Here is a 24540-nt window from a genome sequence, read left to right on the forward strand (position 1 = left end):
TCGTTCTCCTCGATAGCATCCAAACAAGGAGAATACGATGACAGGCAGCTCGAACCCCTTCTCGACCTATGTCCCGCCGCGGGTCTGGTCGCCCGCCACGCCGTCGGGCGGCGCGTTCGCCAACATCAACCGCCCGATCGCCGGCGCCACCCACGAGCAGGAACTCCCGGTGGGCAAGCATCCGCTGCAGTTGTATTCGCTGGGCACGCCGAACGGCCAGAAGGTCACCATCATGCTCGAGGAGCTGCTGGCCGCAGGACACACCGGCGCGGAATACGATGCCTGGCTCATCAAGATCAACGAAGGCGCCCAGTTCGGCAGCGGCTTCGTCGCGGCCAACCCGAACTCGAAGATCCCGGCCCTGGTCGACCGCAGCTTTGATCCACCGGTGCGCGTGTTCGAATCCGGTTCGATCCTGGTCTACCTGGCGGAAAAGTTCGGCGCCTTCCTGCCGCAGGACATCCCGGCCCGCACCGAGACCTTCAACTGGCTGATGTGGCAGATGGGTTCCGCGCCTTTCGTGGGCGGCGGCTTCGGCCACTTCTACGCCTATGCGCCGGAAAAGCTGGAGTACCCGATCAACCGCTACGCGATGGAAACCAAGCGCCAGCTCGACGTGCTCGACCGCCTGCTGGCCGAGCGCCGCTTCATCACCGGCGACGAGTACACGATCGCCGACATGGCGATCTGGCCCTGGTACGGCGGCATGGTGATGGGCGAGCTGTACGAGGCCGCGGAGTTCCTGTCCGTGCATAACTACCAGCAGGTGCGGCGCTGGGCCGACGAAGTCGCGGCGCGCCCGGCCGTCATCCGCGGCCGCAAGGTCAACCGCATGCGCGGCAAGCCCGAGGAACAGGTGGCCGAGCGCCACGACGCTTCCGACCTCGACTGATTCCTTTCCCGCCGTCTAGCGTACGCGCCGCGCGCCGGTTTGCGCCTAGTATCCCTTCCGGGTGCAGGCGCGATCAGCGGCGCAGGCGCAACCTCAGCGCATGGGCGAGCGCGAAGGCGATCGAACGGGTCGGAATGAGCTTGCCGAGCGGGCCGGCGTAGTTGCAGCGTTGCGTGACGGGCATGTTGATTGTCTCCAATTTCTTATCAGAATAATCATGCCGCATGGCTAGTTCTGTGCGGCACCTCTCATAAGACCGGGAGCCGAGCACAATTGATCGTCCTCAAATGCGTGAATGGTCCGCCCTTTACCCTGATCGGGTTGCATCCATAACCCTACATACCAGGAGAGTTGCCATGAGTTATGCAGACCGCGACAAATACGGCATGTACAAGGACACCGGCAGCGCCGGCCCCGGCCCCGCCCTGATGGGCGCGGACACCCTGATCGGAGATAGTGTGGTCAACGGCAGCAACGACGATCTGGGCGACATCAAGGAAATCATGCTCGATATGAACACCGGCCAGGTCGCCTATGCGGTACTGGCCTTCGGCGGCTTCCTCGGCATGGGCGAGAAGCTGTTCGCCGTTCCCTGGCAGGCCCTGCACCTGGACACCATCAACAAGCGCTTCGTGCTGGACATCGACAAGGAACGCCTGAACAACGCCCCGGGCTTCCACAAGGATGCCTGGCCCGACATGGCCGACGTCCAGTGGGCCAACCAGGTCCACAGCTTCTACGGCACCGACGTGCGCCAGCCCGGCGCGCCGAGCATGGGTCCCGACGTGTCGATGCGCGGCAGGGTCGGCGGCGCCGGCATGGGCGCGGGTGCGGGTTCGATGGGCGCCGGCCATGCGGGCAGCAGCGGCACCGGCGCGGGTTCCGGCATGAGCGGCGGCGCGGGCGGCGGCGACCTTGGAACCAGCAGCGGCATCAGCACCGATCCGCGCGCCGGCAACCAGGGCGGCAGCGACAAGGACCTGAGCAGGATCCGCGGCAGCAATATCGGCTGACGCCGGCAAGGGCGGCGGCGCGGTCCGCGATCATTACCTCGGACGTCATCGCCGCGCCGCGCGCCGCCACGCAGAATGGTCTCCATCGCCAACCAACGAAGGAGACCAGCATGAACCACGCAACCAGCCACGCCACCATCATCGCCGACCGCTACCTGGCGGTCTGGAACGAACGCGACGACATCACGCGGCGCGCCCGCATCGCCCAGCTGTTCGCCAGCGGCGCCACCTATGCCGACCCGATGATGCGCGGCAGCGGCATCGACGGCATCGACGCGATGATCGGCGCCGCCCAGCGCCAGTTCCCGGGCCATCGTTTCAGCCTGCACGGCACGCCGGACGGGCACAACGACGTGGTGCGCTTCGCCTGGACCCTCGCGCCCGACGGCGGTGCCCCGGTCGCGCAGGGCAGCGATATCGCCCACCTCGACGGCGAGGGCCGCCTGGTCCGGGTCACCGGTTTCCTCGATGCCGCCTGAGGGGACCGCCATGACCGCGCATGACCGCATCGCCGGCCCGAATACGATCGCCACCGCCGATGGCGTCCACCTGTTCTACCGCGACTGGCCCGGCAGCCATCCCCGGGCCAGGACCGTCCTGTTCGTCGGCGGCTGGTCGATGGCGTCGAGCTCCTGGGGCTACCAGATGATGGCCCTGCAGCAGCACGGGCTGCGCTGCATCGCCTTCGACCGCCGCGGCCACGGCCGCTCGAGCGATCCGGGCGGCGGCTACGATTTCGACACCCTGGCCAGCGACATCGCCGCCGTGATCGGTGCGCTCGACCTGCGCGGCGTGACGCTGGTCGGGCACTCGATGGGCTGCAACGAGATCGTCCGCTACCTGGACCGCTTCGGCAGCGCGCACGTCGAGCGGATCGCCCTGCTCGGCCCGATGACGCCGGGCGTGACGCGCGGCCCGGCCAATCCGGGCGGCGTCGATCCGGCCCTGCTCGAACAGTTCCGCAGCCGGCAGCTGCTGTGCGACTTTCCGCGCTGGATCGAGGAAAACACCGAGCCCTTCGTGCCAGGCGCGAACGCCACCACCAAAGCCTGGCTGGCCGCCATGGCGCTCGACAACTCGCTGCAGGCCCTGCACGAGTGCCACGCCGCGGTGCAAGGCGCCGACCTGGCCGCCGAAGTGAGCGATGAGCTGCGCGCGATCGGCGTGCCGGTGCTGATCGTCGCCGGCGACCGCGATGTCTCGGCCCCGCTCGACCTGACTGCGCGCCGCAGCGCGGAGCTGATCCCGGACGTGCGCCTGCGCGTCATCGAGGGCGCCGCGCACGGCATGTTCCTGACCCACGCCGAGCGGGTGAATGCCGAGCTGCTTGAATTCATCGGCGGGCGCAGGTAGATTGGCGCGAAGGACAGGAGACTGCACATGGACGACAGCCACGGCCGCGGCGACGCCGGCTACTTCAGCGACTTCGGTTCGGCGCTGCGCTACTGGCGCACGCGGCGCGGCGTCAGCCAGCTGCGGCTGTCGGCCGACAGCGGTGTATCGCAGCGCCACCTGAGCTTCCTGGAGAGCGGGCGCTCGCAGCCGAGCCGCGACCTGATCCTGAAGCTCGGCATCGCACTCGACGTCCCGCTCCGCCAGCGCAATGCGATGCTGCTGGCGGCCGGCTTCGCGCCGGCCTACCAGGAACGCAGCCTGTCCGACCCCGAGCTGGCCAGCGTGATGCAGGCGCTCGAATTCATGCTGCGCCAGCAGGCGCCCTTCCCGGCACTGGTGGTCGACCGCCTGTGGAACCTGGTGATGTTCAACGAGCCCGCGGCCGGCCTGATGCGCTGGCTGCTCGGCATGCCGCCCGATGCGCCGATCCCGCGCGACGGGTCGATCAACGTGCTGCGCCTGATGCTGAGCCCCGACGGCCTGCGCCGCCACCTCCTGAACTGGGAAGCGGTGTGCGCCGACGGCCTGCTGTGGATCCAGCGCGAAGCCATGGCCGACGGCCCGGGCAGCGAAGCGACCGCGCTGCTGGCCGAGCTGTCCGCCCTGCCCAGCATGCCGTCCATCGGCCACGTGCCGAACCTGGAGCGCCGCGCGCTGCCCTTCCTGCCCCTGCAGATCGCGCACGAGGGCGTGCGCCTGAACCTGTTCACCACCATCACGACCCTCGGCACGCCGCGCGACGTGACGGTGCACGAGTTGCGGCTGGAGTCCTTCTTTCCGGCCGATGCGGAGACGGCGGAGTGGTTCAGGGGGCGGTTCGGCGCGTGAGGTCCGGCTTGAACACCGCCCGGAACGCCTTCAGCGCGGCCGGGTGGTAGATCGTGGCATGGGTCTCGCCCGGCCACTCGTCGTAGGTGAAGGCGATGCCCGCCCTGGCCAGGCTCGCCGCCAGCGCGGCGGGGTCGACGTCGGGCCGCCCGTCGGCGCTGGCGGCGATGACCAGGGTCTTCCTGCCCGCGGCCGGCGGCGGATGGGCGATCAGCTCCTTCGCGAGCCGGCCGCCGTTCCACCACAGGCTGGGGTCGATCGCGATATAGGTGTCGAACAGGTCAGGCTCCAGCGCCAGCGTCTCGACCACGAACAGCCCGGCCAGCGATTCGCCGACGATCGCCCTTTCCTGCGTGACGCGGTAGCGCCTTGCCACCTCCGGCATCAGCTCGGTGCGGATGAAGCTGCGGTAGGCCTGCGAACCGCCGACCTTCGGCGCGATGGCGCGGTCCTTCGCGACCTCGGTGGGGCCGGTCAGGTCGCGTCGCCGCTGCGTGTTCTCGATCCCGACCAGCAGGAAGGGCCGCATGGTGCCGTTGCCGGCGCCGACCTGCAGCAGGCCGGCGACGTGCAGGAAGTCTTCCAGCATGCCGCCGTCCGGCATGTACAGCACCGGCAGCGGCGTGCCGGCCGGGATGCCCGCCGGGACGTAGACGTTGATGCGCCGGGTTTCGCCGAGCGCGCTGGAGACGATGGTCCAGGTGTCGCCGATCGCCAGCGGCGCGGCGGCGGACGAAGCCGGGGTCGATGCGCTGGATGCTGCCGCGCCGGCCCACCCGGCGGCGCAGAGATACACCGCGAATGCGGCGAATGCGATACGTGGAATGCGCATGGCTGTCCTTTCCTGTTATTTTGCCGCCGCCTGGCCGATGTGCCGGTCCAGGAAGCGCTCGACGCGCTGCCAGAAATCGATGCGGTTCCGCGGCAGGGACCAGCCATGGCCTTCGCCGGTGTACGTGACCCATTCGACCTGCTTGTTGGTGGCCTTGACCGCGGAATAGAACTTCCTGCCGTGATAGAGCGGCACGCGCTGGTCTTCTTCGCCGTATGCGAGCAACAGCGGCTGGGTGATGCGGGCCGCCTGCTCGATCGGCGACGTCGCCTTCAGCTGCGCCGCATCCTTGACCAGGTCGCCGATCAGGACCGGCATGCCGTAGCGCAGATAGCCCGGCGAGGCGTTCGACTTCGCATACCAGGTGCCCTTGTACATCAGTTCGATATCGGTCACGCCGACCCATTCGAATCCGCAGCGGTACAGGTCCGGATCGTTGACGAGCCCCATCAGCGTCGCATAGCCGCCGTAGCTGGCCCCGCCGATGCAGATGCGCCCGGGATCGGCGATCCCCTGGGCGATGGCCCAGCGCGTGCCGTCGGCGATATCGTTCTGCATGGCCAGGCCCCATTGTTTCAGGCCGGCTTCCCAGTGGCGCAGGCCGAAGCCGGTGCTGCCGCGGTATTCGACCTCGAGGACGGCGTAGCCGCGCGACGCCAGGAATTGGGACTCGGGGTTCCAGCCCCAGCTGGCGCCACGCACCCAGGGGCCGCCGTGGACCAGCACCACCATCGGCAGGTTCTTGCGCACGCCGTCCGCCGGCAGCGTCAGCAGGCCGGGAATCTCGAGTCCGTCGCGCGCCTTGTAGCGGATCGGCTCCTGGCGTCCCATGCGCGCGGGCTGGATCTTCGGGTAGCTGCTGCCGACCAGTTCGACCTTGCCGGTGCCGGTGTGGTACAGCAGGTAGCGCAAGGGCTGCCGGTCGGAATAGGACTCCACCAGCACCCAGGGCGAGCCGGGCCTGGCCGGCACGTCGATCAGGTTCACGGTCGACGGCACGGCCTTGTCCACCGCCGCCTGGATCTCCTTCATCGCCGGGTCGAACCAGACGTTCGATTCGGCGTCGGTGGTCAGGCGCACGCCGAGCACCTTGTCCTTGCCGACCAGGGAGCCGACGAAGTCGTAGCCGTGCGTGACCACCAGCGGCTCCTTGCTCACCTTGCCGGTGGCAAAATCGAAGGTCCGCAGGGTCGCCATGTCCTCGCCTGCATTCGCGATCACGTACAGCGTGCCGTCCGGGCCGAACCCGACCGGCTTGATCGCATCCTGCTCGCCGCGGTAAGCGTCATGGCTGGCTACTTCACGCCATTGGCCGGTGGCTGGATCACGGTAATGAATGACGGTCTTGACGTCGCCGTACAGCAGCGCCAGCCGCGGCTCGCCCTTCGCGTCCAGCATGAAGGTGCTGACTTCCACATCGGGTTCCGGCGCGACCTGCGCCTCGCCGGTCAGCGTATTCAGGCGGCGTAGCCGGGTGCCGAAGTATTTGTCGTTGCGGTCGTACAGCGGGCGCAGCACATAGATCCAGTCCGAATCCTGGGCGCCCGGCTGGCCGAGCATGAAGGTATTCCAGGGCTGCGGCGCCAATCCGTGCAGGTGGCGCCGCGCCAGCATGACGTAGTTGCTGCCGTCGCGGTTGACGGCAAACAGGCCGGGCGCGCCTTCCTGGTCGGCGTTGGCGAACATCGCATCGTGCGCGTCGAACACGAGGCGCTCGTCGTTCACCCACTCGAAATCGCCGATGTCCGTATCGTTGAATTCGGCGACCGACTTCGCGGTCCTGGTCTCGAGGTCGATGACGGCCAGGAAGTCATGGCGCCCCGGAGAGCCCGAACGCATCGCCAGGTAACGCCCGCTCGGCGACAGCTTGGCGCCGCCGAAGGCGTCATTCTCGAAGAAATGCTCGATCGGAGGGCGCGCGGCCGGGGCCTGCGCGAGCGCCGGAAGCGTCCAGGCCGAGAGTGAGATCCCCAGCATGCAAGCGCCGGCGCCCCGGCGCCAGGCATTCCTCAATTCCATCGCTTTACTCGTCCGTGATTTACCCAGACGCCAGCTTGCCAGAAAAACAGTGTTTGATCGACAGCATTTTCGATCAGCGCAACATCGACTCCCACACCTTCTGCAGGCGCTTGGAGGACACCGGCATCGGCGTCCTCAGCTCCTGCGCGAACAGCGACACGCGCAGCTCTTCCAGCATCCAGCGGAAGTCCGTCATGCGCGGATCGAGGTTCTTCAGCGGCTGGTTCTTGATGGTGCGCTGGAACTGGCTCGCCGCCGTCTGCCACTCCGCCATCAGCTGGGCGTCGCGCGCGGTGTTGGTGCGCAGTTTTTCCAGGCGCACGTTCATCGCCTTCAGGTAGCGCGGGAAGTGCGCCAGCTGGCTGTACTCGGTGTCGGCGATGAAGCGCTTGTGCACCAGTTCCTTCAACTGCCCCTGCATGTCGGCGGCCACCGCCGGCGCCAGGTTCTGCAGGCGCTTGGGCATGCCGTGGAACTCGGCCAGGATCTGGCCCGCCAGGCGCGCGATCTCGTTGATCAGCAGGCCGATGCGGCCCTTGCCCTCGTCCTTGCGCTTGTTGAACGAGGCGGCGTCGGTCGGCAGCGGATCCTGCAGGCAGGCGATGTCGATCGCCTTGTTGACGATCTGCTCGCGCAGCTCCTCGGGCGAGCCGACCGACATGAACTGCATGCCCATCTGCTGCAGGCCGGGGATGTTCTTCTCGGCGAACTTCAGCTGGTCCTTGAACTGCAGCGCGAACAGGCGGCGCAGGCCGAGACGGTGGGTGCGCGCAGCCACGTTCGGGTCGTCGAACACTTCCAGGTCGCAGTGCGTGCCCTTGTCGACCAGGGCGGGGAAGCCGATCAGGGTCAGCTTGCCCTGGTTGATCTCCAGCAGCTCGGGCAGCTCGCCGAAGGTCCAGCTGGTGATGTTGGTGGTGGCCGACGCAGGCTGCTGGCTGGCGGCGGCATTGGCCGGGGCCGGGGCCGCCTTCGCGGCGGGCGAAGGCGCCGCGGCCGCTGCCGGCGCTACGGGTTTCCCGAACGCCGCCTGCGCCCGCGCCTGTCCATGCGCCACCTGGGCCGGCGTCGATTCGGCCATGCGCTGGAAGCTTTGACGGGCTTGCCCGCCCAGCTCCGCCTGCAGGGTCGCCAGGTTGCGCCCCATGTCGAGCTGGCGGCCATGTTCGTCCACCACCTTGAAATTCATGAACAGGTGGGCCGGCAGGGTCTCCAGCTTGAAGTCGGTGGTCAGCACGCGCGCGCTGGTGTGCTGGTGGATGTCGGCGATCAGCGCGTCGATCAGGTCTCCCCTGCCGAAGCGCACCGGGTCCTGGTTGCGCTCGAAGAAGCCGGCCGCGTAATCGGGAAGCGGCACGCAGTGGCGGCGCAGCTTCTGCGGCAGCGATTTCAGGAGCAGCTGCACCTTCTCCTTCAGCATGCCCGGCACCAGCCAGCCCGGGCGCTCTTGCGGGATCTGGTTCAGCGCGAACAGCGGCACGGTGAGGGTCACGCCGTCGCGCGGGCTGCCCGGCTCGAAGTGGTAGCTCAGGCCCATCTCGATGCCGGTGACGTTCATCGTCTTCGGGAACAGCTCGGTGGTGACGCCAGCCGCCTCGTGGCGCATCAGCTCTTCCTTGTTCAGGAACAGCAGCTTCGGATTGTCGCGCGAGGCGTCCTTGTACCACTTCTCGAAGCCGGCGCCGTTCACGATGTCGCCCGGGATCTCCTTGTCGTAGAAGGCCGCGATCAGCTGGTCGTCGACCAGCACGTCGAGGCGCCGCGACTTGTGTTCGAGGTTCTCGATTTCGCGGATCAGTTTGTGGTTGTGGGCGAAGAACGGCGCACGCGTCTCGTAGTCGCCCGCCACCAGCGCGTCGCGGATCAGGATCTCGCGGGCTTCCTGCGGGTTGATGCTGGCGTAGTTGATGCGGCGCTGGCTGTAGACCACGATGCCGTACAGGGTCGCGCGCTCGGACGCCGTCACCTGCGCGCTGCGCTTTTCCCAGCGCGGCTCGCCCCAGGACTTCTTCAGCAGGTGCCCGCCGATCTTCTCGACCCACTCCGGCTGGATCTGGGCCAGCGTGCGCGCGTACAGGCGGGTGGTCTCGACCAGCTCCGCCGCCATGACCCACTTGCCGGCCTTCTTGCCCAGGTAGGAACCGGGCCAGATGTGGAACTTGATGCCGCGCGCGCCAAGATACGCGCCGCTGTCGTCTTCCATCTTGTAGCCGATGTTGCCCAGCAGGCCGGTCAGCAGCGCCATGTGCAGCTGCTCGTAGGTGGCCGCCGCCTCGCTCAGGCGCCAGCCCTGCTCCCTGACGATGGTGAGCAGCTGCGAGTGGACGTCGCGCCACTCGCGCAGGCGCAGCTGCGAGAGGAAGTTCTCGCGGCAGGTTTCCATCAGCTGGCGGTTGCTCTTCTTGTGCTCGATGGCCTGCTCGAACCAGCGCCAGATCTTGATATAGCTGAGGAACTCGCTCTTCTCGTCGGCGAATTTCTTGTGCTTCTCGTCGGCCTGCTGCTGGTATTCCATCGGCCGGTCGCGCGGGTCCTGCACCGACAGCGCCGAGGCGATGATCAGCATCTCGGTCAGGCAGTTGTTGTCGACCGCCGCCAGGATCATGCGCCCCACGCGCGGGTCGAGCGGCAGCTTGGCCAGCTTGCGCCCCATAGTCGTGAGTTCGTTGGCGTCGTCGACCGCGCCCAGCTCCTGCAGCAGCTGGTAGCCGTCTGCGATCGCGCGGCCCTGCGGCGGCTCGACGAAGGGGAAGGTCTCGACATCGGTCAGGTGCAGCGACTTCATGCGCAGGATGACGGCCGCCAGCGAAGAACGCAGGATCTCCGGGTCCGTGAATTTCGGACGCTGCAGGAAATCGTCTTCCTCGTACAGGCGGATGCAGACGCCGTCGGCCACGCGGCCGCAACGGCCGGCGCGCTGGTTGGCGGCGGACTGCGCGATCGCCTCGACCTGCAGCTGCTCGACCTTGTTGCGGTAGCTGTAGCGTTTTACACGGGCCAGGCCGGAATCGACCACGTAGCGAATGCCGGGCACCGTCAGCGAAGTCTCGGCCACGTTGGTCGCCAGCACGATGCGGCGCGCGTTGGTGGTCTTGAAGACGCGATCCTGCTCCTCGACCGACAGGCGGGCGAACAGCGGCAGGATCTCGACGTGCGGCGGGTGCTGCTTGCGCAAGGCTTCGGCGCAGTCGCGGATCTCGCGCTCGCCGGGCAGGAACACCAGCACGTCGCCCTGGCCCAGGCGGCAGAGTTCATCCACGCCGTCGACCACGGCGTCGATCAGGTCGCGCTTGTCGCGCGCGGCCTGGGCCTTCGAGACCGGCTTGCCCGCATCGCCGCTGCCTGCGGGAGCGGAGACCGGGTCGCGGTCGACCGGGCGGTAGCGCACTTCGACCTTGTACAGGCGGCCCGAGACCTCGATCACCGGCACCGGTTTCTCGGGCGTGCCGAAGTGGCGCGCGAAGCGGTCGGCGTCGATGGTCGCGGAGGTGATGATCACCTTCAGGTCCGGGCGGCGCGGCAGGACCTGCTTCAGGTAGCCGAGCAGGAAGTCGATGTTCAGGCTGCGTTCGTGCGCCTCGTCGATGATGATGGTGTCGTAGGCCTTGAGCAGCGGATCGGTCTGGGTCTCGGCCAGCAGGATACCGTCGGTCATCAGCTTGACCCAGGCGCCCGGCTGCAGGGTGTCGTTGAAGCGCACCTTGTAGCCCACGTGCTCGCCCAGCGGCGTGCCCAGCTCGTGGGCGATGCGCTTCGCGGTGCTTGAAGCCGCGATGCGGCGCGGCTGGGTGTGGCCGATCATGCCCTTTTCGCCGCGGCCCAGCTCCAGGCAAATCTTCGGCAACTGGGTCGTCTTGCCCGAGCCGGTTTCGCCGGACACGATGATGACCTGGTGCTTCGTCAGCGCTTCGGCGATCTCCCGGCGGCGGCCGGAAACCGGCAGGTCTTCGGGGAAGACAATCGGCGGCAGCGGGGTGCGCACCGGCGGCTTGCGTTCGCCGCGCGGCTGCTCGTTGCGCGGTTTCTCATTGCGATTGCCGTCGCCGGCCTTGCGTTCCTTCGCACCTGCCCCCGCCTGCGGCGCGGCCGCGGGCGCACGCACGCGCGCCTCCGCGAGCGCATTCGCCAGCGCACCTTGCGCGTTGCGTCCACCCTGCCCCCCGCCGCGGCGCTCGCCGGCCTCGCGGTGCACGCGTTCCGGCTTGGCCTGCAGCTCCGGCGTCTTCGTCAAGGGCGCGCGCGTGTCAATGCGGCCCGCGTCCTTGCGTGGCTGGCTGGGATTGCGATCGGGGGAAGCTGTGCGCGCCGGACCCGGCGAAGGCTTGTTACTCTGTTCTGACATTGATTTTTACAAGGTATTTGGTGCGCAAGTCGCGCAGCCAATTATAATGCGGCAAATGGAAAACCCTACCCAATTCGTCCAGTGGCTGCGCTCGGTCGCGCCGTATATTCATGCATTCGGCGGCAAGACTTTCGTCGTCGCCTTTCCCGGTGAACTCGTCGCCGCCGGCGCCCTGCCGGTACTGGCCCAGGACCTGTCCCTGCTGGTCGGCCTCGGCATCCGCGTCGTGCTGGTGCACGGCTCGCGGCCCCAGGTCGCCGAGCAGCTCGGGCTGCGCAACGTCGAGGGGCGCTTCCACAACGGCGTGCGCATCACCGACACCGCCGCCATGGAATGCGCGAAGGAAGCGGCCGGCGAGCTGCGCCTGGACATCGAGGCGGCATTCAGCCAGGGTTTGCCGAACACGCCGATGTCGAACGCCCATATCAGCATCGTCTCGGGCAACTTCGTCACCGCGCGCCCGCTCGGCGTCATCGACGGCATCGACTTCGAACTGACCGGCGTCACGCGCAAGATCGCGGCCGAGAAGATCCACCCGATCCTGCAGACCGAAGACAATATCGTGCTGCTGTCCCCGCTCGGCTTCTCGCCGACCGGCGAAGTGTTCAACCTGACCATGGAAGACGTGGCGTCGCAGGCCGCGATCGCCCTGCATGCCGAAAAGCTCATCTTCATCACCGAGACCCCGATGATGACGGATGCCGCCGGCGCCGAGATCCGCGAACTCTCCTCGCACCAGGCCGAAGCCGTGCTGCAGGCGGGCTTCCTGCCGTCCGACGCCTCGTTCTACCTGCAGCACGCCATCAAGGCCTGCAACAGCGGCGTCGACCGTTCCCACATCGTGCCTTTCCAGCTGGACGGCTCGGCCCTGCTCGAGCTGTTCACCCACGACGGCGTGGGCACCATGATCAGCCACGAGAACCTGGAAAGCCTGCGACAAGCCACAATTGAGGACGTCGGCGGAATTATCAAGCTCATCGAGCCGCTGGAAGCCGACGGCACCCTGGTCAAGCGCCCGCGCGAGCTGATCGAACGCGAGATCGACCATTTCTCCGTGATCGAACACGACGGCGTGATCTTCGGCTGCGCGGCCCTGTACCCCTTCCCGGGCGAAAAAATGGGCGAGATGGCCTGCCTGACGGTGAGCCCGGACGCCCAGACCCAGGGCGACGGCGAACGCATCCTGAAGAACATCGAAAACCGCGCCCGCGCCGCCGGCCTGACCAAGCTGTTCGTGCTGACCACCCGCACCGCGCACTGGTTCAAGAAACGCGGCTTCGTGCCCGCCACCGTGGACGACCTGCCGAAGGACCGCGCCCACATGTATAACTGGCAGCGCCGGTCGCAGATTTTCATCAAGACTTTATAATTGACGCTTTTCGAAGATCATTCAGGAGCAACAACATGGCGCGCACCGTCCACTGCATCAAACTGAACAAGGAAGCCGAAGGCCTGGACTTCCCGCCCTACCCGGGCGAACTGGGCAAGCGGATCTATGAAAGCGTGTCCAAGGAAGCGTGGCAGGGCTGGCTGAAGCACCAGACCATGCTGATCAACGAAAACCGCCTGAACATGGCCGACGCCCGCGCCCGCAAATACCTGGCGACGCAGATGGAGCGCCATTTCTTCGGCGAAGGCGCCGACGAGGCCGCCGGTTACGTGCCGCCGACTGCCTGAGCGTTTTCTTCCCTCCAGGCGGCGTGTCCTGCGCCGCCTTCTTCTTCCTGGCGTTCCTTCCAGTCACATTCACCAGCCAGTCACCCAGGTGCTTTGTCGAGAATTTTTACACTTACTCAGCCTGCTTCAGGGGCGAGTTTATTTGCCTGTTATCTTTTAGCCGGTAAGGTTTCATACCGTTATCCGATTTTTCGCTAAAGTTTTTCCTGATTACTGTTCCAATTCTATTTTCTTTCCTCAACCTAACAGTCTGTCGAGACGGCTTACAAAAAGTCACACGAAGACGATACTTCGCCACAAATCCTTGGAAATTCAATGGGATATCGATTTGGCATGCTGTTTGCATACTCCTCGTCGCGGGCTATGTTGACTCCTTCTTGATAATCAAGGTTAAGAATCTTTAATCCTTAGAGTCACAAGACGCGATCAGCACAAGAGCTACATGTTTCTAGTTCTCTTACAGTTTCCAAAACTTTCCGAGGAGTTAAAGATGAAAAAGAAGATTGCAGTAGCAGGATCGCTATTAGCGACAATGTTCGTGCTGAGCGCTCCCGCTAGCGCAGGGGTGGTCTTTATCGAAGGAAACAACCCACAACCGGACGAACAAAACATTGTCTTCAATGGCGCCGGCAGCACGGCAGGACCTGCCTTGACGGTGACAGGCCGGACCAATCAGACCAGCACCGTGGTTGCGTTCACGTCGAATGAAAACCTCATTACGCCGGCCAGCGGTCAAGCCCGGGTCGAGGCCGTAGACGGCGCGTTCCGCTACCTCGAGGTCTATCTTCAGGAGCCGAATACCACGTTTGGTGACCTCATTTTCAATCTCAACACGCCGAACAAGTTAACTGGTACGGCACTCATCTCGGTAATCACGAACGCCGGTACTGAGACTTTCAACTTCGACGTTAACAATGGACAAAACTTCCTGACGATCCTTGCCGATAGCGGAACCACGATTAGCAAGGTGATCATCGACAGCAGGACGACTGGTGACGATCTGAGGGCCATCGACATCGACGATGGACGCCAGTTCCGGATCAGCGGGGTGGGCGGATACAACCCCGTACCGGAGCCCGGAACGCTAGCCCTGCTGGGCCTCGGCCTGCTCGGGATCCAGGGCATGCGCCGGAAGTACCACAAGTAAAACACCTGGATAAGCGCCGGAAGGCTTGGCGCAGCCGAATGCGTGGGTTTGTCCGTCTCGACAAGCCCACGTTTCATGCTCTTCCGGTTCACCTGGGTATGGATCCTCCGTCAAATATATTCCTTCCGGCTGCGCTTCCTGCGCAACCCACTGCCATTCGGTACATCTCTTTTCTGTTCTTCCCCACAACGTTTCTTTTAAAAAGATTATGTGACGCAATAACTTTGTGCACTGCACATTGCGTAAGTCATCCTTTGCCCACGATCTATCGTGCGCTTTAAGTTGCCCGGAACCTAATGGGTTGGCCACGCGTCTGTCTTTCTCAGTTTTTTACCGGGAAAGGCAGACATGGCAGATCCATTGCGGCGTTTAAAAGATCCCGTCATCAATGAAGACGGCAGCCTCCATGTGCGTACTGTTCTGACGCCGACCAGTTTCAAGACGCGGGGCCTGGTGTACAAAGGTTCTAACAAAGTTGTTCCTGTCATATTTATTCCGGGAACCATGGGAACGAATCTGCGTGTCAGGCGAGATAGTCCGTTACCGCCAGGCTATCCCTTAAAGCCTGGCGAGCCGGCCTGGCGGCCGCCGAACAGCGATGCGGCGGCCCTCGTTTATGCAGGCAATTGGAAAAAGCGCAGCCCGAGGGAGCGCCAGCTCATCCTTCATCCCGACTATGTGGAAGTCGACGACACGGGTGAATTGGATATTGCCAATTGCCATCTGGAGCGTAGCGTCATGCGCGAGCGCGGCTGGGGCGAAATCTTCAATGGTTCGTATGGAACATTATTGTTCGAACTGCAGAGCCATCTGGAAATGACGTTCCAGTTCGACATGCTCAACAGGCGCCAACTACGCGCTCGCTGGAAAGAAGTCATGCAGGCAATGCAGAGCGATCCGCTCCAGCGCTGGGGCGTGCGCTCGGTGGCGCCGCTGACGGAAAGCGAATTGGAAAAATATGCCGAGTACCAGTATCCCATCTACGCCTGCGGCTATAACTGGCTTCAATCCTGCGGTGAGTCGGCCAAGCGCCTGGAACGGCGCATCGACGACATCCTCAAGTGGTGGAAGACACGCAGGCACGAATGCGACAAGGTGATTCTCGTCACCCATTCCATGGGCGGCCTGGTCGCGCGCGCCTGCGCGAAGCGCATTCCCGACAGGATTGCGGGCGTTATCCACGGCGTCATGCCGGCACTGGGCGCGCCGCTGGCCTACCGCCGCCTGGCGTGCGGGACGGAATGCGAGAACCCGGGCAACGATGGGATCGACAATTACAAGGCTGGCAAATTCGCCGACATTGCCGGCAGGCGGCCTGAAGATACGACGCCCGTCCTGTCGGTTGCGCCCGGTGCTCTGGAATTGCTGCCCAATCAGCTTCATCCGAAGCTTTGGCTGCATGTCAGAGTAATGACGAGTCCGACTGGCGGCCAACGGCAGGGAACCGCGAACGATTGCTTGCATTTGCCGAATGAATCGCAGCCGAATCCTTACGATCTGTACCGCGATATGAACTCATGGTACAGGCTGATCAATCCTGACCTCGCTGATCCTGCCGACCTGTATGCCAGCAAAGCGGGAGCAGCGATAAAAAAAATTAAAAATGCCATCGCTACCGCTGAGGCATTCCATACCTGGCTGGCAGATTATTATCACCCGGCCACTTTTGCTTACTATGGTGCCGACAAGACGCATCCCGCCTATGGCCAGATTCGCTGGGTGGCGCATCAATCAGCCAACAGCACGATGGTTCCAGTGACGCCCGCAAATATACAGCGTGCTAAGTATCTGGCTCATGAACCGAACGGCGCACGAAAACTCAGCCTTGAAGGCAAGGCGGATCTTGTCTTTTCTGTAGAGCCACAAGAGTCAGCCGGCGACGACACAGTAGCGCTTCAGTCCGGTGCAGGACCTGCTGGCAAAGTGAAGCAGTTATTCGCTATGCGCGGTTATCGTCATCAGGAAAGTTACAAACACCATGACACCATCCTGTTGACCTGTTACTGCATCGTCAAGGTTATCCAGGAACTGGATAAACATGGATAACGGGAGCAAGAAGGCACATCCATTGATTGGTGTCCTCGCGACACTCTACGGGGTTCTTCTTTTGTATGGCATAGGGAGTTCGATGATGGATCGCTACACAGTAACGCAGCTGACACAACACATGAAAACGGCCTGTGTTGGCAGGTTCCTCATCGACTTGCCTGAAACCATGGAGCATTCATACGGCCAGGTGTTCGTCGACGGACTTTGGATTTCTGGACAAAAAGAAACGAAGCAGGCATTCGATTCCCGCGTATTGGCAAGGCAAACGGAAATTGATGCCGAACCGAATGAGCTTGGCAAAAAGAATATGGAGAAGATCGAGGATTATGAAGCTAACGGGTTCACAGGCAAGATCTTCGTATTCGGTCGCCAGATAACGAAGGGGCAAGAACACGGCAAATCGGTGGAGTGGGTCGATGTGAAACTGGAAGCCTACGTTCATTCCGAAGGCACGAGTTTCAACTTCAAGACAGACGGCTACAACGTCGACCAGATAGGCGACCTTCGAAAACTCATCGACAAGCTCCGCCTTGTTCCTCCAAACGAGATCCCCAGCGCCGCGGGCTTCTGCTTCGGGCTCGGCATGTTCGTCGATCCCCTGCCGGCAGACCTGACAGAGGGCGTCGTGATGTTCGCCGGCTTCCCCGACCACCCCGACCTGGCGATGGCGCTCAATACACGCGCCGGGACCCAACCCGACGCGGAAGGACGCCTGGAGCGGGACACCGCGGTCGATGCGGCGATGCCCGCGTGGCAGAAGGCGCTCATGAATAAACTAAGAAAAGGCAAACGCACCATCCACGGAATCGAAGGGGATGAAATCGTGGAAAAATGGACCGAACTGAATTTCGTCCACACCTTCGGCTTCAACTGGGAAGTGAACGGAACAAGCGACAATGTCTTCGTTCCCTTCCTGCACCTGGAAATGTCGACCGGCCACTCCATGAATGCGGGCGCGCGGCCCGTCATCAGCTTCCTCGGCGAGGACGCCCTGGTCGAGTTATGGGACAGGATCGCGTCCAGCATCCGGGTCCGTCCGACCAGCGCCCCGCCGGCGGCGACACGCGAACCGCCGCCCGGCGCGAAGCCGGGCGACACCGCATCGGCAGGCGATATCTGCCCCGGAACCGGCTGGTGGCAATGCCGGGACGGGGGTGACGGCGCCGGCATGGCGGGAGGCCGGCGCCAGTTCCTGACGCAGGGCCAACGCATGCCGCAGGCCCTGTTGCTGCAGCCGCAGACGCTGTGGGAAAGGCTGCGCGGCCTGCAGTCGAGCTACCGGCTCGATACCCCCAGCACCTGGACGCTGGTCGACCGGCGCAGCAAGGCGCGGACGGCCTCGTCGTAGCGTCCAGGGCTGCCCGATGCCTGTTCAGGGCTTCAGGCGCGCCGCCAGCACCGCCATCACATCCTGCACGCCGATCCGGTCGACGCTATCCCCATGCCGCGGCGCCGTGATCACGGTGCTGTTGGCCCTGTCGATCGGCGCCCATTCCGGATTGTTCTGGCGCATCAGTGCGATCACCGGCACATGCACGGCATTCGCCAGGTGCATCACCGCCGTTTCCACTGAAATGATGAGCTCGCACAGGCCGAGGATGGCCGGCAGCTGGAAGAAGTTGTCTTCGGCGCTGAACAGGTGCGTGCGCGCGAGCCCCGCCCCGGCGAACAGCGCGCGGGCGCGAGCCAGTTCTTCGGGCACGGCGTTGACGACGAAGCCGGCATCGCGCCAGTCCGGTTCGCAGCGCATGGTCCGGATCAGCCCGATCACCCTTTCGAGCGGCCAGCTGCGTTCGACCGACTTGGAAAACGCGTTGACGAACACCACACGGGACGGTGTGCCGTCGGCACGCATGAAACCCCAGTCGGCGAACTGCGTGCGCGCGTAATCGGTCCACCTGCCGGCGATATCGAGGACGGGAAAGCGCGCGGCCTGCGGGATCTCCACGCCGAACAGTTGGCTGAACCAGCCGGCGTAGATATCGCTGATGTGCTGGTCCGGATGCGAGGCCGGGGTATAGGCCGGAATGAAGGCGTCCAGCTTGCGGTAGACGAGGCGCTTGGGGATGTCGTAAGGCCGCACCGGCTTCTTCTGCCCGACCACGAAGCCATGCGGGCTGATGTCGCGCGCCAGGGTGGCGTATTTGTGGCGCTCCAGCACGGCGAGCGACACCACGATCGGATAGGCTTCCCGGCGCGCATCCTGCAGCGATGCGCGGTACAGCTGCGGGCTGTAGGTTTCGTCGTACACCTTGTCGATGTACGGGCACTCGGCCAGCCAGTCGTACAGCGCGTATTTCTTCAGGTGTGCCCACTCGGACGAGCGGCCGGTGCGGCGGCGCTCGTCGACCCAGAGATGGATCTTCAGGTGCGGCCAGGCCCGCGCAAAGGCCTGGAAACAGCTTTGCAGGTAAGTGAAATCGCCGAGTGCGAGGTGGGCGATGAAGAGGATCTTGTCGGCCCGCCGCAGCAAGGCGGCATCGACCAGCGGCGCCTGGACGGCCGGCATGGCGCGTCGGAGGACGTCGAGCGTTGAGGGTTCCGGCACGCTGAAAGGCATGACGAATGCGGGTTTGCCGCTACGGTTACGCCAGGCATCGAGCCTGATGGAGTGATCGCCCGCTCGTTTCATATTGCTCCGATCTTGCAGTGAACGATACGAAAATTCTATGGGGAATCACCTGCTCAAATTGCAAATGAACTGTAAGATTTCGTAAAGTTGTGTCAAGGCGAAGATAGCATGGTGCACTGCAAAAGTCCGGGTGCGCACGGTTGAAACGGGCTGATGTCCGCACATTGCGGCATAAAGCAGACGATCGCGACCGGCGTGCGATGACAATCCCGCGAATGTGACACCGGATGTGGGACCTAAGGCAGCACGCAGGCGGGGGCGTCGTTCAGGTAGCGCCACCCTCCCCGCAGCTCGACCACGGACAGGTCGGCGGACAAGCGCTGGCCTTCAGGACACAGCAGGCGGTCGGCCTTGCCGCCGGCGGTATTGAACAATACCTTGCGCGCCAGGCCCTGGCCCGGATAGACCGCGACCCCGGACGCGTCCATGCCGCCGTCGGCATTGCGGCTGCGCTCGAAGAAGATCTCCGGGTCGGGATCGTAGAGCGCCGGCGCATGGTCCAGCACGTAACGCGCCAGCGGACTGAATTGCGTGTACTCGTACTGCCTCGCATGGACCATCGCCCCTGCCTGCAGCAGGAACACCATGCCCAGCAGCACGCGGGGCCACTGCGCACGGCTGCGCAGCCACGACAAGGCCAGGAACAGCAGCGGCATCGCGCCCCAGAACGCGTAGCGCATGATGCCCTTGCCGCCGGCGTTCCAGTTCACCGCCGAGAGTGTCGGCAACGCCAGCGCCAGCATGAACAGCACCGTGAGCAGGGCCGCCGCCAGCGCCAGCCTGCGCCGCCGTTGTGGAAAGGCGCCGGCCAGCAGCACCAGGATTCCAGGCACCGCGAGGATCATGCCCTGGTTGAGGTCGAAGTAATACGAATGCAGCCGCGCCAGCCCGATAAACTGGCGGTCGGTCGAATACTGGGCGATGATGCTGGGTGTTCCCCACTGCCACTGTCCAAAGGCGAACGGCAGCAGCGCCAGCGCGCCCTGCAGCGCGGCGCCGGCCAGCAAGGGCCCCCAGCCCGGCCAGCGGCCGGGGGGCTGATCGTCGCGCGCGACCAGCACGGCGAACAAGGGCGCGAACACGGAAAAGAAGGCCAGCGAGGGATTCTGCATGGCCGCCACGCCGGCCAGCAGGCCGCCCGCGAGCGGGCGTCCAAGGACAAACAACATCATGCCCGCCAACAGCGCGGCCGCCGTCACCATCTCCGGGCTGCACCAGCTGCGGTACAGGATGCCGCCGCTGGCCAGCACCAGCGCAAGGGCCGTGAATGCGCGGCGGCCCGAGCCGAAGAAGCGGAACATCACCAGGCCCAGCAGCCACAGGGCGGCGAAATTCACGAGCTGGAAAGCCTTGAACGGATTCGGGGCGCCGGCTTCCACCAGCAGGCGGAACGGCAGGGCGGCAAGCGCCGGATAGGCGAAGAAGTGGATGGTGAACATGCCATCCTTGCCGCGGTACAAGCCGGGCATGGGCACCTGCTCGCCGCGCGCAATGCCGTCGCGCATCGCCAGGAACAGGTCGCGATAACCGGCTTCCGGCGAGAGCGCGGCGGCCAGCGCCGCGTCGTCCACCCGCACGTCGGGCGTGCCGTGGCGCGCGATGGCAATGGTCGTGACGCCGTATTCGAAGAAATCGCCGGACTTGTCCGGCCGGGTCAGCAGCAGGGCGAGCAAGACCAGCGCCAGCTGGACGGCGAAGGCACGCAAGGACTGGGCGTGCAGGATGGGCCGCAAGCGCAGGCGCTTCACATCCGCCGGCACTGGCGCAGCTCGCAGCGGGCCATGAACACCTTGCCGTTATTGCACTGCATGCGGTAGACCTCGACCGGTCCCGGCTCGGTGACGAGGCCGGCGCCCTGCCCGCCCGTGCAGGCCTGCTGCCTGGCCATCTTCTCGACGGTGTTCGAGGAGACGCCGAGGCGGAACGGCAGTTTCTGGATCGGCGTACCGTCCGCCTCGCTCAGGCCGGCAGGCCTGGCAGGCGCCGGCGCCACCGCGCGGGCAGGCGGCATCGGCTGGTGGAACCAGGCGCAGCCGCCCAGCAGCGCGGCGAGCGGCATCAGGACGAACAAACGTTGCATGCCGCTCCCCGGTTCAGAAGTGCAGGGTCTTGACGCCTTCCGCCATGCCCAGCAGGCAGACGTTGGCGCCGCGCTGGGCGAACAGGCCGACGGCGATCACGCCGACGATCTGGTTGATCTCGGTTTCCAGCGCCACCGGGTCGGTGATCGACAGGCCGGCCACGTCGATGATGTGGCCGCCGTTGTCGGTAACGAAGGCGTCATCGCTGCCCGGCTTGGTGCGCAGGCGCGGCTGCCCGCCCAGGCTGGCCAGCTTGCGCATCACGGCCGCGCGCGCCATCGGCACCACTTCGACCGGCAGCGGGAACTTGCCCAGGGTCTGGACCAGCTTGGAGCCGTCGGCGATGCAGACGAAGCTTTTCGAGACCGACGCGACGATCTTCTCGCGCGTCAGGGCCGCGCCGCCGCCCTTGATCATGGCGCCCGACGCGTCGATCTCGTCGGCGCCGTCGACGTAGACGGAGATCGACTCGACCTCGTTCAGGTCACGCACGTCGATGCCGTGGCCGCGAAGGCGCGCGGCGGTGGCTTCCGACGACGCGACCGCGCCCTTGATGCGGTGCTTGATCTTGCCGAGTTCGTCGATGAAATAGTTGGCGGTCGAGCCGGTGCCGACGCCGATGATCTCGCCGTCGACCACGTAATCGATGGCGGCGCGGGCCACGGCCTGCTTGAGTTCGTCCTGGGTCATGATATGGGTGGAAGGTGAAAAATGCCGCCATTTTAACGGATGCGCGCCGGCCCCGGCATTTCGCGGGCCGACATCAGATCAGGCGCAGCATGGCGGCCTTCAGGACGCCCGCGGTTTTGTTCGCCGCGCCCAGCTTGCGCAGCGCGTTATCGATGTGGAAGATCACCGTGCGCTCCGAGATCGCCAGGATCTCCGCCGATTCCGACGCCGTCTTGCCGTCCGCGGCCCAGCGCAGCACTTCGACCTCGCGCTCGGTCAGCCTGATCGACGCCACGCCGTCCGGCCTGGCCGCCAGGATGCTGGAGAGCGCCGCATGCGCGGCCTGGGCCAGCCAGTGCATTTTCTGCGCGTTCGCCTGCAATTCGCTGCGTCCGATCGGCGCGCCCGAACGGGCGAAGGTCAGCAGGCTGGCGACACCCTTCAGGTCGTGCGTCGGCTGGGCCCAGCCGGCCTGCAGTCCGTGGGCGCGCGCATCTTCCCACAGCGGGCGGCTGGACGCGAACAGCTCGCTCGACCACAGCAGCGGCCGGGTCGAGGTCATGCCATGGGCGACGGTGGGATCGGTCTTCAGGTACTGCTCGGACTGGTATCGCTGCTGCCAGGCCAGCGGGTAGTTGTTCAGCATGACGACGCGCGGGTTCGAGAACGGCAATGGCAGGCGCATGCCCAGCGCGCAATAATCGAAGCCAAGTTCATTCGCCGCTTTCGCCAATAGTTCCAGCAGCGCGGCTTCGGTCTTCGCTTCCGCAAAGCCGTGCAACCACGCTTGATGTCCGTCCACCTCGAACTGCTGCAATCCCCTACCCTCCACGAACCTGCAAGAACTTACAGTGCCTTGCCGGGCGCAAGGCTGCTAGACTGGCGTGCCATTAATTGTTGACAACAATAACACAAGCGCCTGGCTATCCCGCCGGCATTTTTTTCAACCAGTGGAGACGAATATGACCAGCAAGAACACGATTTGCCTGTGGTTCGACGGCGACGCCCTGGATGCCGCGACGTTCTACGCCGCGACCTTTCCGGACAGCGCAGTCACGGCCGTCCACCACGCCCCGGGCGATTACCCCGCCGGCAAGCAGGGCGACGTTTTGACGGTCGAATTCACCGTGGCCGGCATTCCCTGCCTCGGCCTGAATGGCGGCCCGGGCGTCCAGCACAGCCAGGCCTTTTCCTTCCAGATCGCGACCGACGACCAGGAAGAAACCGACCGCCTGTGGAATGCGATCGTCGGCAACGGCGGGCAGGAGAACGTGTGCGGCTGGTGCCAGGATAAATGGGGCCTGTCGTGGCAGATCACGCCGCGCGTGCTGTCCGAAGCGATCACCGATCCCGATCCGGCGGTGGCCAAGCGTGCCTTCGAGGCGATGATGAAAATGGGGAAGATCGACGTTGCGGCGATCGAGGCGGCGCGGCGCGGTTGATGCCGGGTGCTTGATCGTTCTCAAGCGACGTTCAATATCGTCCTGAAACGCTGACCCAGCGCGCTAGCATGCCTGCGCGTGCCCTCGTGGCACGCTCTCACCCACGGAGAGAACAGGCATGCGCACCGAACACCGTCCCAGGACCTCGAGCCTGGGCCTGGCAATCGTCATAGGCGTGCTGGCATTCACGGCCGGCGGCGGGGACACTGCCCGCCTCGTGGCTGCCCCGCCCCAGCTGAAAGCCTTGCTGCTGTCCTGCCACCAGGAGAGCCAACGCTATACGCTGACCCTGCACGACGCGCCCGGCGCGCCGCGCGGCAGTGCGGCCCACGCGATCGACGACACCGGCAAGATCGCAGCGACGGCGCTGCTGCAGGACGGCAGCACGCGCGCCGTGGTGTTGACGCCAACCGGGTGCAACTGAAGAAAGAACCGCGGGCGGCACCGAAGCACGCGTCATTCCGGCGCCAGGCAGCCGGACAGCCGCTTGCCTGCCCGGGCCTCGATGCGCAGGTAATAGACCTTCCCCGGTTCCAGCGCAGCGGCCCTGCTGCGCGGCAGCGAGGCGACCTGTCCGCCGTAGGGCACGCACATCGAGACACCGAGAGGGAAAGTACGTTCGGGCGGCATGGTCATCGTCCACAGCATGTGCTGCCCGTCCGAGACGGTCACTCCATGGAAATCGGGCGTCCCTGCACGCTCTTCGCGCGGGCCGATGGTGAAACAGGGAGCGCCGCACGGGCCTTCGCGGACCTCGGCCGCGCCGATGCGCGCCAGGGCGTGCGCCGCCGGTAGCGTGAGCGCCAGCGCGCCCAGGGCGCCGAAAAGCAATGGGAGCCGCATGGCCGTCTCGATGGGGAACGAACGTACGGACGACAGCCTACGTTGGCGGGCTGGGCGCGAGATTGCGGCGGCGCAAGCGGGGTGGTTTACAAACCTGGGTTCCCGCCTTCGCGCGAACGACGCGAGGAAGCGGAGGGGCGAAGCATCAGTTTGCGCGCCCCGCCGCGCGGCAGGTTGTCGCGGTCCGCCGGATCGGCCAGGAATCCCGCCAGCACCCGTTCATACAGCGCCAGCTCGTGCACATGGCGGCGCTGGCGCACGATGCGCGGGTGGCGCAGGAATTTGAGGGCGAAGTAATCGGCCAGCAGGTCGCCCTGCGCTTCCATATTGAAGTCGGAAAGAAGCGCGCCTTCGCGCAGCTCGTAGTGGTAGGACAGGCCGAGCCGGATCGCGCCGCGCAGCCGGACCGGGTAGCCGAGCTGGTGCTGCCACACGTGCACCATCTCGTGCATGAACCAGTGGATCACGGTCGGGTTGCCCAGGCTGTAGTCGGGCAGGAAGCAGGAGGAATGGAAGTAGATGCTGCCGTTCGGCGTCATCGCACAATTGCGAGGCTGAAAAGGCAGGTAGCGGCGGTCGTGGACCCGCACGCGCGCGTAGTCGATGGCGCCGCCGAACAGCAGCGACGCCATCGCGATCTCGCCCGCGGTGAGCCCGCGCGCCATGCGGTCCCGGGATG

22 protein-coding genes are annotated in these 24540 nt (G+C 65.0%); 12 read left to right on the plus strand and 10 right to left on the minus strand.

Features of this window, described 5'->3' with window-relative positions:
* Positions 1–37 precede the first annotated feature (37 nt).
* From yghU to AC3A6M_RS22100, 5 genes are all read left to right on the plus strand, one after another.
* Positions 38–892 (plus strand): glutathione-dependent disulfide-bond oxidoreductase, encoded by an 855-nt coding sequence (gene yghU, locus AC3A6M_RS22080; RefSeq protein WP_487854865.1) that lies wholly within the window; start codon positions 38–40, stop codon positions 890–892.
* Positions 893–1248: 356 nt separating this feature from the next.
* Positions 1249–1905, plus strand: a complete 657-nt coding sequence (locus tag AC3A6M_RS22085; protein WP_487854866.1) for a PRC-barrel domain-containing protein — start codon at positions 1249–1251, stop codon at positions 1903–1905.
* Between the two features lie 110 nt (positions 1906–2015).
* Positions 2016–2384 (plus strand): nuclear transport factor 2 family protein, encoded by a 369-nt coding sequence (locus AC3A6M_RS22090; protein ID WP_487854867.1) that lies wholly within the window; start codon positions 2016–2018, stop codon positions 2382–2384.
* Positions 2385–2394: 10 nt separating this feature from the next.
* Complete coding sequence (locus AC3A6M_RS22095) at positions 2395–3258, plus strand: alpha/beta fold hydrolase (protein WP_487854868.1); 864 nt, start codon at positions 2395–2397, stop codon at positions 3256–3258.
* A gap of 27 nt (positions 3259–3285) precedes the next feature.
* Positions 3286–4128, plus strand: a complete 843-nt coding sequence (locus AC3A6M_RS22100; RefSeq protein WP_487854869.1) for a helix-turn-helix domain-containing protein — start codon at positions 3286–3288, stop codon at positions 4126–4128.
* Here the strand turns inward: AC3A6M_RS22100 and AC3A6M_RS22105 are convergent.
* From AC3A6M_RS22105 to hrpA, 3 genes are all read right to left on the minus strand, one after another.
* Positions 4106–4960 carry an alpha/beta hydrolase gene (locus tag AC3A6M_RS22105; protein WP_487854870.1) on the minus strand — a complete coding sequence of 285 codons (855 nt, stop codon included), beginning with the start codon at positions 4958–4960 and terminating at the stop codon, positions 4106–4108. The two genes, AC3A6M_RS22100 and AC3A6M_RS22105, sit on opposite strands and share 23 nt — an antisense overlap.
* Positions 4961–4975: 15 nt before the next feature.
* A complete protein-coding gene (locus AC3A6M_RS22110) occupies positions 4976–6937 on the minus strand; it encodes a S9 family peptidase (protein WP_487854871.1) in 1962 nt (653 codons plus the stop codon).
* A gap of 115 nt (positions 6938–7052) precedes the next feature.
* The gene (gene hrpA / locus AC3A6M_RS22115) at positions 7053–11321 is read right to left on the minus strand and encodes an ATP-dependent RNA helicase HrpA (RefSeq protein ID WP_487854872.1); all 4269 of its coding nucleotides are present in this window, start codon (positions 11319–11321) and stop codon (positions 7053–7055) included.
* 46 nt (positions 11322–11367) lie between these two features.
* Between hrpA and argA the strand changes: the two genes are divergently transcribed.
* The 5 genes from argA (at position 11368) to AC3A6M_RS22140 (ending at position 17542) form a co-directional block, all read left to right on the plus strand.
* Complete coding sequence (argA, locus tag AC3A6M_RS22120; RefSeq protein WP_487854873.1) at positions 11368–12690, plus strand: amino-acid N-acetyltransferase; 1323 nt, start codon at positions 11368–11370, stop codon at positions 12688–12690.
* Positions 12691–12725: 35 nt separating this feature from the next.
* A complete protein-coding gene (locus tag AC3A6M_RS22125; protein WP_047823576.1) occupies positions 12726–12998 on the plus strand; it encodes an oxidative damage protection protein in 273 nt (90 codons plus the stop codon).
* Positions 12999–13488: 490 nt separating this feature from the next.
* Entirely contained in the window at positions 13489–14145 is a 657-nt protein-coding gene (locus AC3A6M_RS22130) for a PEP-CTERM sorting domain-containing protein (RefSeq protein WP_487854874.1), read from the plus strand.
* A gap of 348 nt (positions 14146–14493) precedes the next feature.
* Positions 14494–16191: a lipase family alpha/beta hydrolase gene (locus AC3A6M_RS22135; RefSeq protein ID WP_487854875.1), complete on the plus strand. Its 1698-nt coding sequence runs from the start codon at positions 14494–14496 to the stop codon at positions 16189–16191.
* Positions 16184–17542, plus strand: coding sequence for a T6SS immunity protein Tli4 family protein (locus tag AC3A6M_RS22140; protein WP_487854876.1), 1359 nt, complete (start codon positions 16184–16186; stop codon positions 17540–17542). The genes AC3A6M_RS22135 and AC3A6M_RS22140 overlap by 8 nt, the downstream gene beginning before the upstream one ends.
* Before the next feature lie 24 nt (positions 17543–17566).
* Here the strand turns inward: AC3A6M_RS22140 and AC3A6M_RS22145 are convergent, their stop codons facing one another.
* The 5 genes from AC3A6M_RS22145 to AC3A6M_RS22165 all read right to left on the minus strand — a co-directional run bounded on the left by AC3A6M_RS22145 (position 17567) and on the right by AC3A6M_RS22165 (position 22378).
* The gene (locus AC3A6M_RS22145) at positions 17567–18826 is read right to left on the minus strand and encodes a glycosyltransferase family 9 protein (RefSeq protein WP_487854877.1); all 1260 of its coding nucleotides are present in this window, start codon (positions 18824–18826) and stop codon (positions 17567–17569) included.
* A gap of 236 nt (positions 18827–19062) precedes the next feature.
* Complete coding sequence (locus AC3A6M_RS22150; RefSeq protein ID WP_487854878.1) at positions 19063–20574, minus strand: hypothetical protein; 1512 nt, start codon at positions 20572–20574, stop codon at positions 19063–19065.
* Positions 20571–20906, minus strand: a complete 336-nt coding sequence (locus AC3A6M_RS22155) for a hypothetical protein (protein WP_487854879.1) — start codon at positions 20904–20906, stop codon at positions 20571–20573. Before AC3A6M_RS22155 ends, AC3A6M_RS22150 begins: the two co-directional genes overlap by 4 nt.
* A gap of 13 nt (positions 20907–20919) precedes the next feature.
* On the minus strand, positions 20920–21597 hold the full coding sequence (rpiA, locus tag AC3A6M_RS22160) for a ribose-5-phosphate isomerase RpiA (protein ID WP_487854880.1): 678 nt from the start codon (positions 21595–21597) through the stop codon (positions 20920–20922).
* Between the two features lie 73 nt (positions 21598–21670).
* On the minus strand, positions 21671–22378 hold the full coding sequence (locus tag AC3A6M_RS22165) for an autoinducer binding domain-containing protein (protein WP_487854881.1): 708 nt from the start codon (positions 22376–22378) through the stop codon (positions 21671–21673).
* 160 nt (positions 22379–22538) lie between these two features.
* Here AC3A6M_RS22165 and AC3A6M_RS22170 point away from each other — a divergent pair, with 160 nt between their 5' ends.
* Together AC3A6M_RS22170 and AC3A6M_RS22175 are read left to right on the plus strand one after the other, a co-directional pair.
* A complete protein-coding gene (locus AC3A6M_RS22170) occupies positions 22539–23018 on the plus strand; it encodes a VOC family protein (RefSeq protein ID WP_487854882.1) in 480 nt (159 codons plus the stop codon).
* Positions 23019–23193: 175 nt separating this feature from the next.
* Positions 23194–23442: a hypothetical protein gene (locus AC3A6M_RS22175; protein ID WP_487854883.1), complete on the plus strand. Its 249-nt coding sequence runs from the start codon at positions 23194–23196 to the stop codon at positions 23440–23442.
* A gap of 32 nt (positions 23443–23474) precedes the next feature.
* Here the strand turns inward: AC3A6M_RS22175 and AC3A6M_RS22180 are convergent, their stop codons facing one another.
* Both AC3A6M_RS22180 and AC3A6M_RS22185 read right to left on the minus strand, forming a co-directional pair.
* Positions 23475–23861, minus strand: coding sequence for a hypothetical protein (locus tag AC3A6M_RS22180; RefSeq protein WP_487854884.1), 387 nt, complete (start codon positions 23859–23861; stop codon positions 23475–23477).
* 86 nt (positions 23862–23947) lie between these two features.
* Positions 23948–24526 (minus strand): Rhs element Vgr protein, encoded by a 579-nt coding sequence (locus AC3A6M_RS22185; RefSeq protein ID WP_487854885.1) that lies wholly within the window; start codon positions 24524–24526, stop codon positions 23948–23950.
* Positions 24527–24540 lie beyond the last annotated feature (14 nt).

It is taken from the genome of Telluria sp. Soil_C_11, assembly GCF_057657395.1.

What these genes read in the sequence shown, in the direction of transcription:
- yghU (WP_487854865.1), top strand. Translation starts at nt 38, where the DNA reads ATGACAGGCAGCTCGAACCCCTTCTCGACCTATGTCCCGCCGCGGGTC.
- AC3A6M_RS22085 (WP_487854866.1), top strand. Translation starts at nt 1,249, where the DNA reads ATGAGTTATGCAGACCGCGACAAATACGGCATGTACAAGGACACCGGC.
- AC3A6M_RS22090 (WP_487854867.1), top strand. Translation starts at nt 2,016, where the DNA reads ATGAACCACGCAACCAGCCACGCCACCATCATCGCCGACCGCTACCTG.
- AC3A6M_RS22095 (WP_487854868.1), top strand. Translation starts at nt 2,395, where the DNA reads ATGACCGCGCATGACCGCATCGCCGGCCCGAATACGATCGCCACCGCC.
- AC3A6M_RS22100 (WP_487854869.1), top strand. Translation starts at nt 3,286, where the DNA reads ATGGACGACAGCCACGGCCGCGGCGACGCCGGCTACTTCAGCGACTTC.
- AC3A6M_RS22105 (WP_487854870.1), bottom strand. Translation starts at nt 4,960, where the DNA reads ATGCGCATTCCACGTATCGCATTCGCCGCATTCGCGGTGTATCTCTGC.
- AC3A6M_RS22110 (WP_487854871.1), bottom strand. Translation starts at nt 6,937, where the DNA reads ATGCTGGGGATCTCACTCTCGGCCTGGACGCTTCCGGCGCTCGCGCAG.
- hrpA (WP_487854872.1), bottom strand. Translation starts at nt 11,321, where the DNA reads ATGTCAGAACAGAGTAACAAGCCTTCGCCGGGTCCGGCGCGCACAGCT.
- argA (WP_487854873.1), top strand. Translation starts at nt 11,368, where the DNA reads ATGCGGCAAATGGAAAACCCTACCCAATTCGTCCAGTGGCTGCGCTCG.
- AC3A6M_RS22125 (WP_047823576.1), top strand. Translation starts at nt 12,726, where the DNA reads ATGGCGCGCACCGTCCACTGCATCAAACTGAACAAGGAAGCCGAAGGC.
- AC3A6M_RS22130 (WP_487854874.1), top strand. Translation starts at nt 13,489, where the DNA reads ATGAAAAAGAAGATTGCAGTAGCAGGATCGCTATTAGCGACAATGTTC.
- AC3A6M_RS22135 (WP_487854875.1), top strand. Translation starts at nt 14,494, where the DNA reads ATGGCAGATCCATTGCGGCGTTTAAAAGATCCCGTCATCAATGAAGAC.
- AC3A6M_RS22140 (WP_487854876.1), top strand. Translation starts at nt 16,184, where the DNA reads ATGGATAACGGGAGCAAGAAGGCACATCCATTGATTGGTGTCCTCGCG.
- AC3A6M_RS22145 (WP_487854877.1), bottom strand. Translation starts at nt 18,826, where the DNA reads ATGAAACGAGCGGGCGATCACTCCATCAGGCTCGATGCCTGGCGTAAC.
- AC3A6M_RS22155 (WP_487854879.1), bottom strand. Translation starts at nt 20,906, where the DNA reads ATGCAACGTTTGTTCGTCCTGATGCCGCTCGCCGCGCTGCTGGGCGGC.
- rpiA (WP_487854880.1), bottom strand. Translation starts at nt 21,597, where the DNA reads ATGACCCAGGACGAACTCAAGCAGGCCGTGGCCCGCGCCGCCATCGAT.
- AC3A6M_RS22170 (WP_487854882.1), top strand. Translation starts at nt 22,539, where the DNA reads ATGACCAGCAAGAACACGATTTGCCTGTGGTTCGACGGCGACGCCCTG.
- AC3A6M_RS22180 (WP_487854884.1), bottom strand. Translation starts at nt 23,861, where the DNA reads ATGCGGCTCCCATTGCTTTTCGGCGCCCTGGGCGCGCTGGCGCTCACG.
- AC3A6M_RS22185 (WP_487854885.1), bottom strand. Translation starts at nt 24,526, where the DNA reads ATGGCGCGCGGGCTCACCGCGGGCGAGATCGCGATGGCGTCGCTGCTG.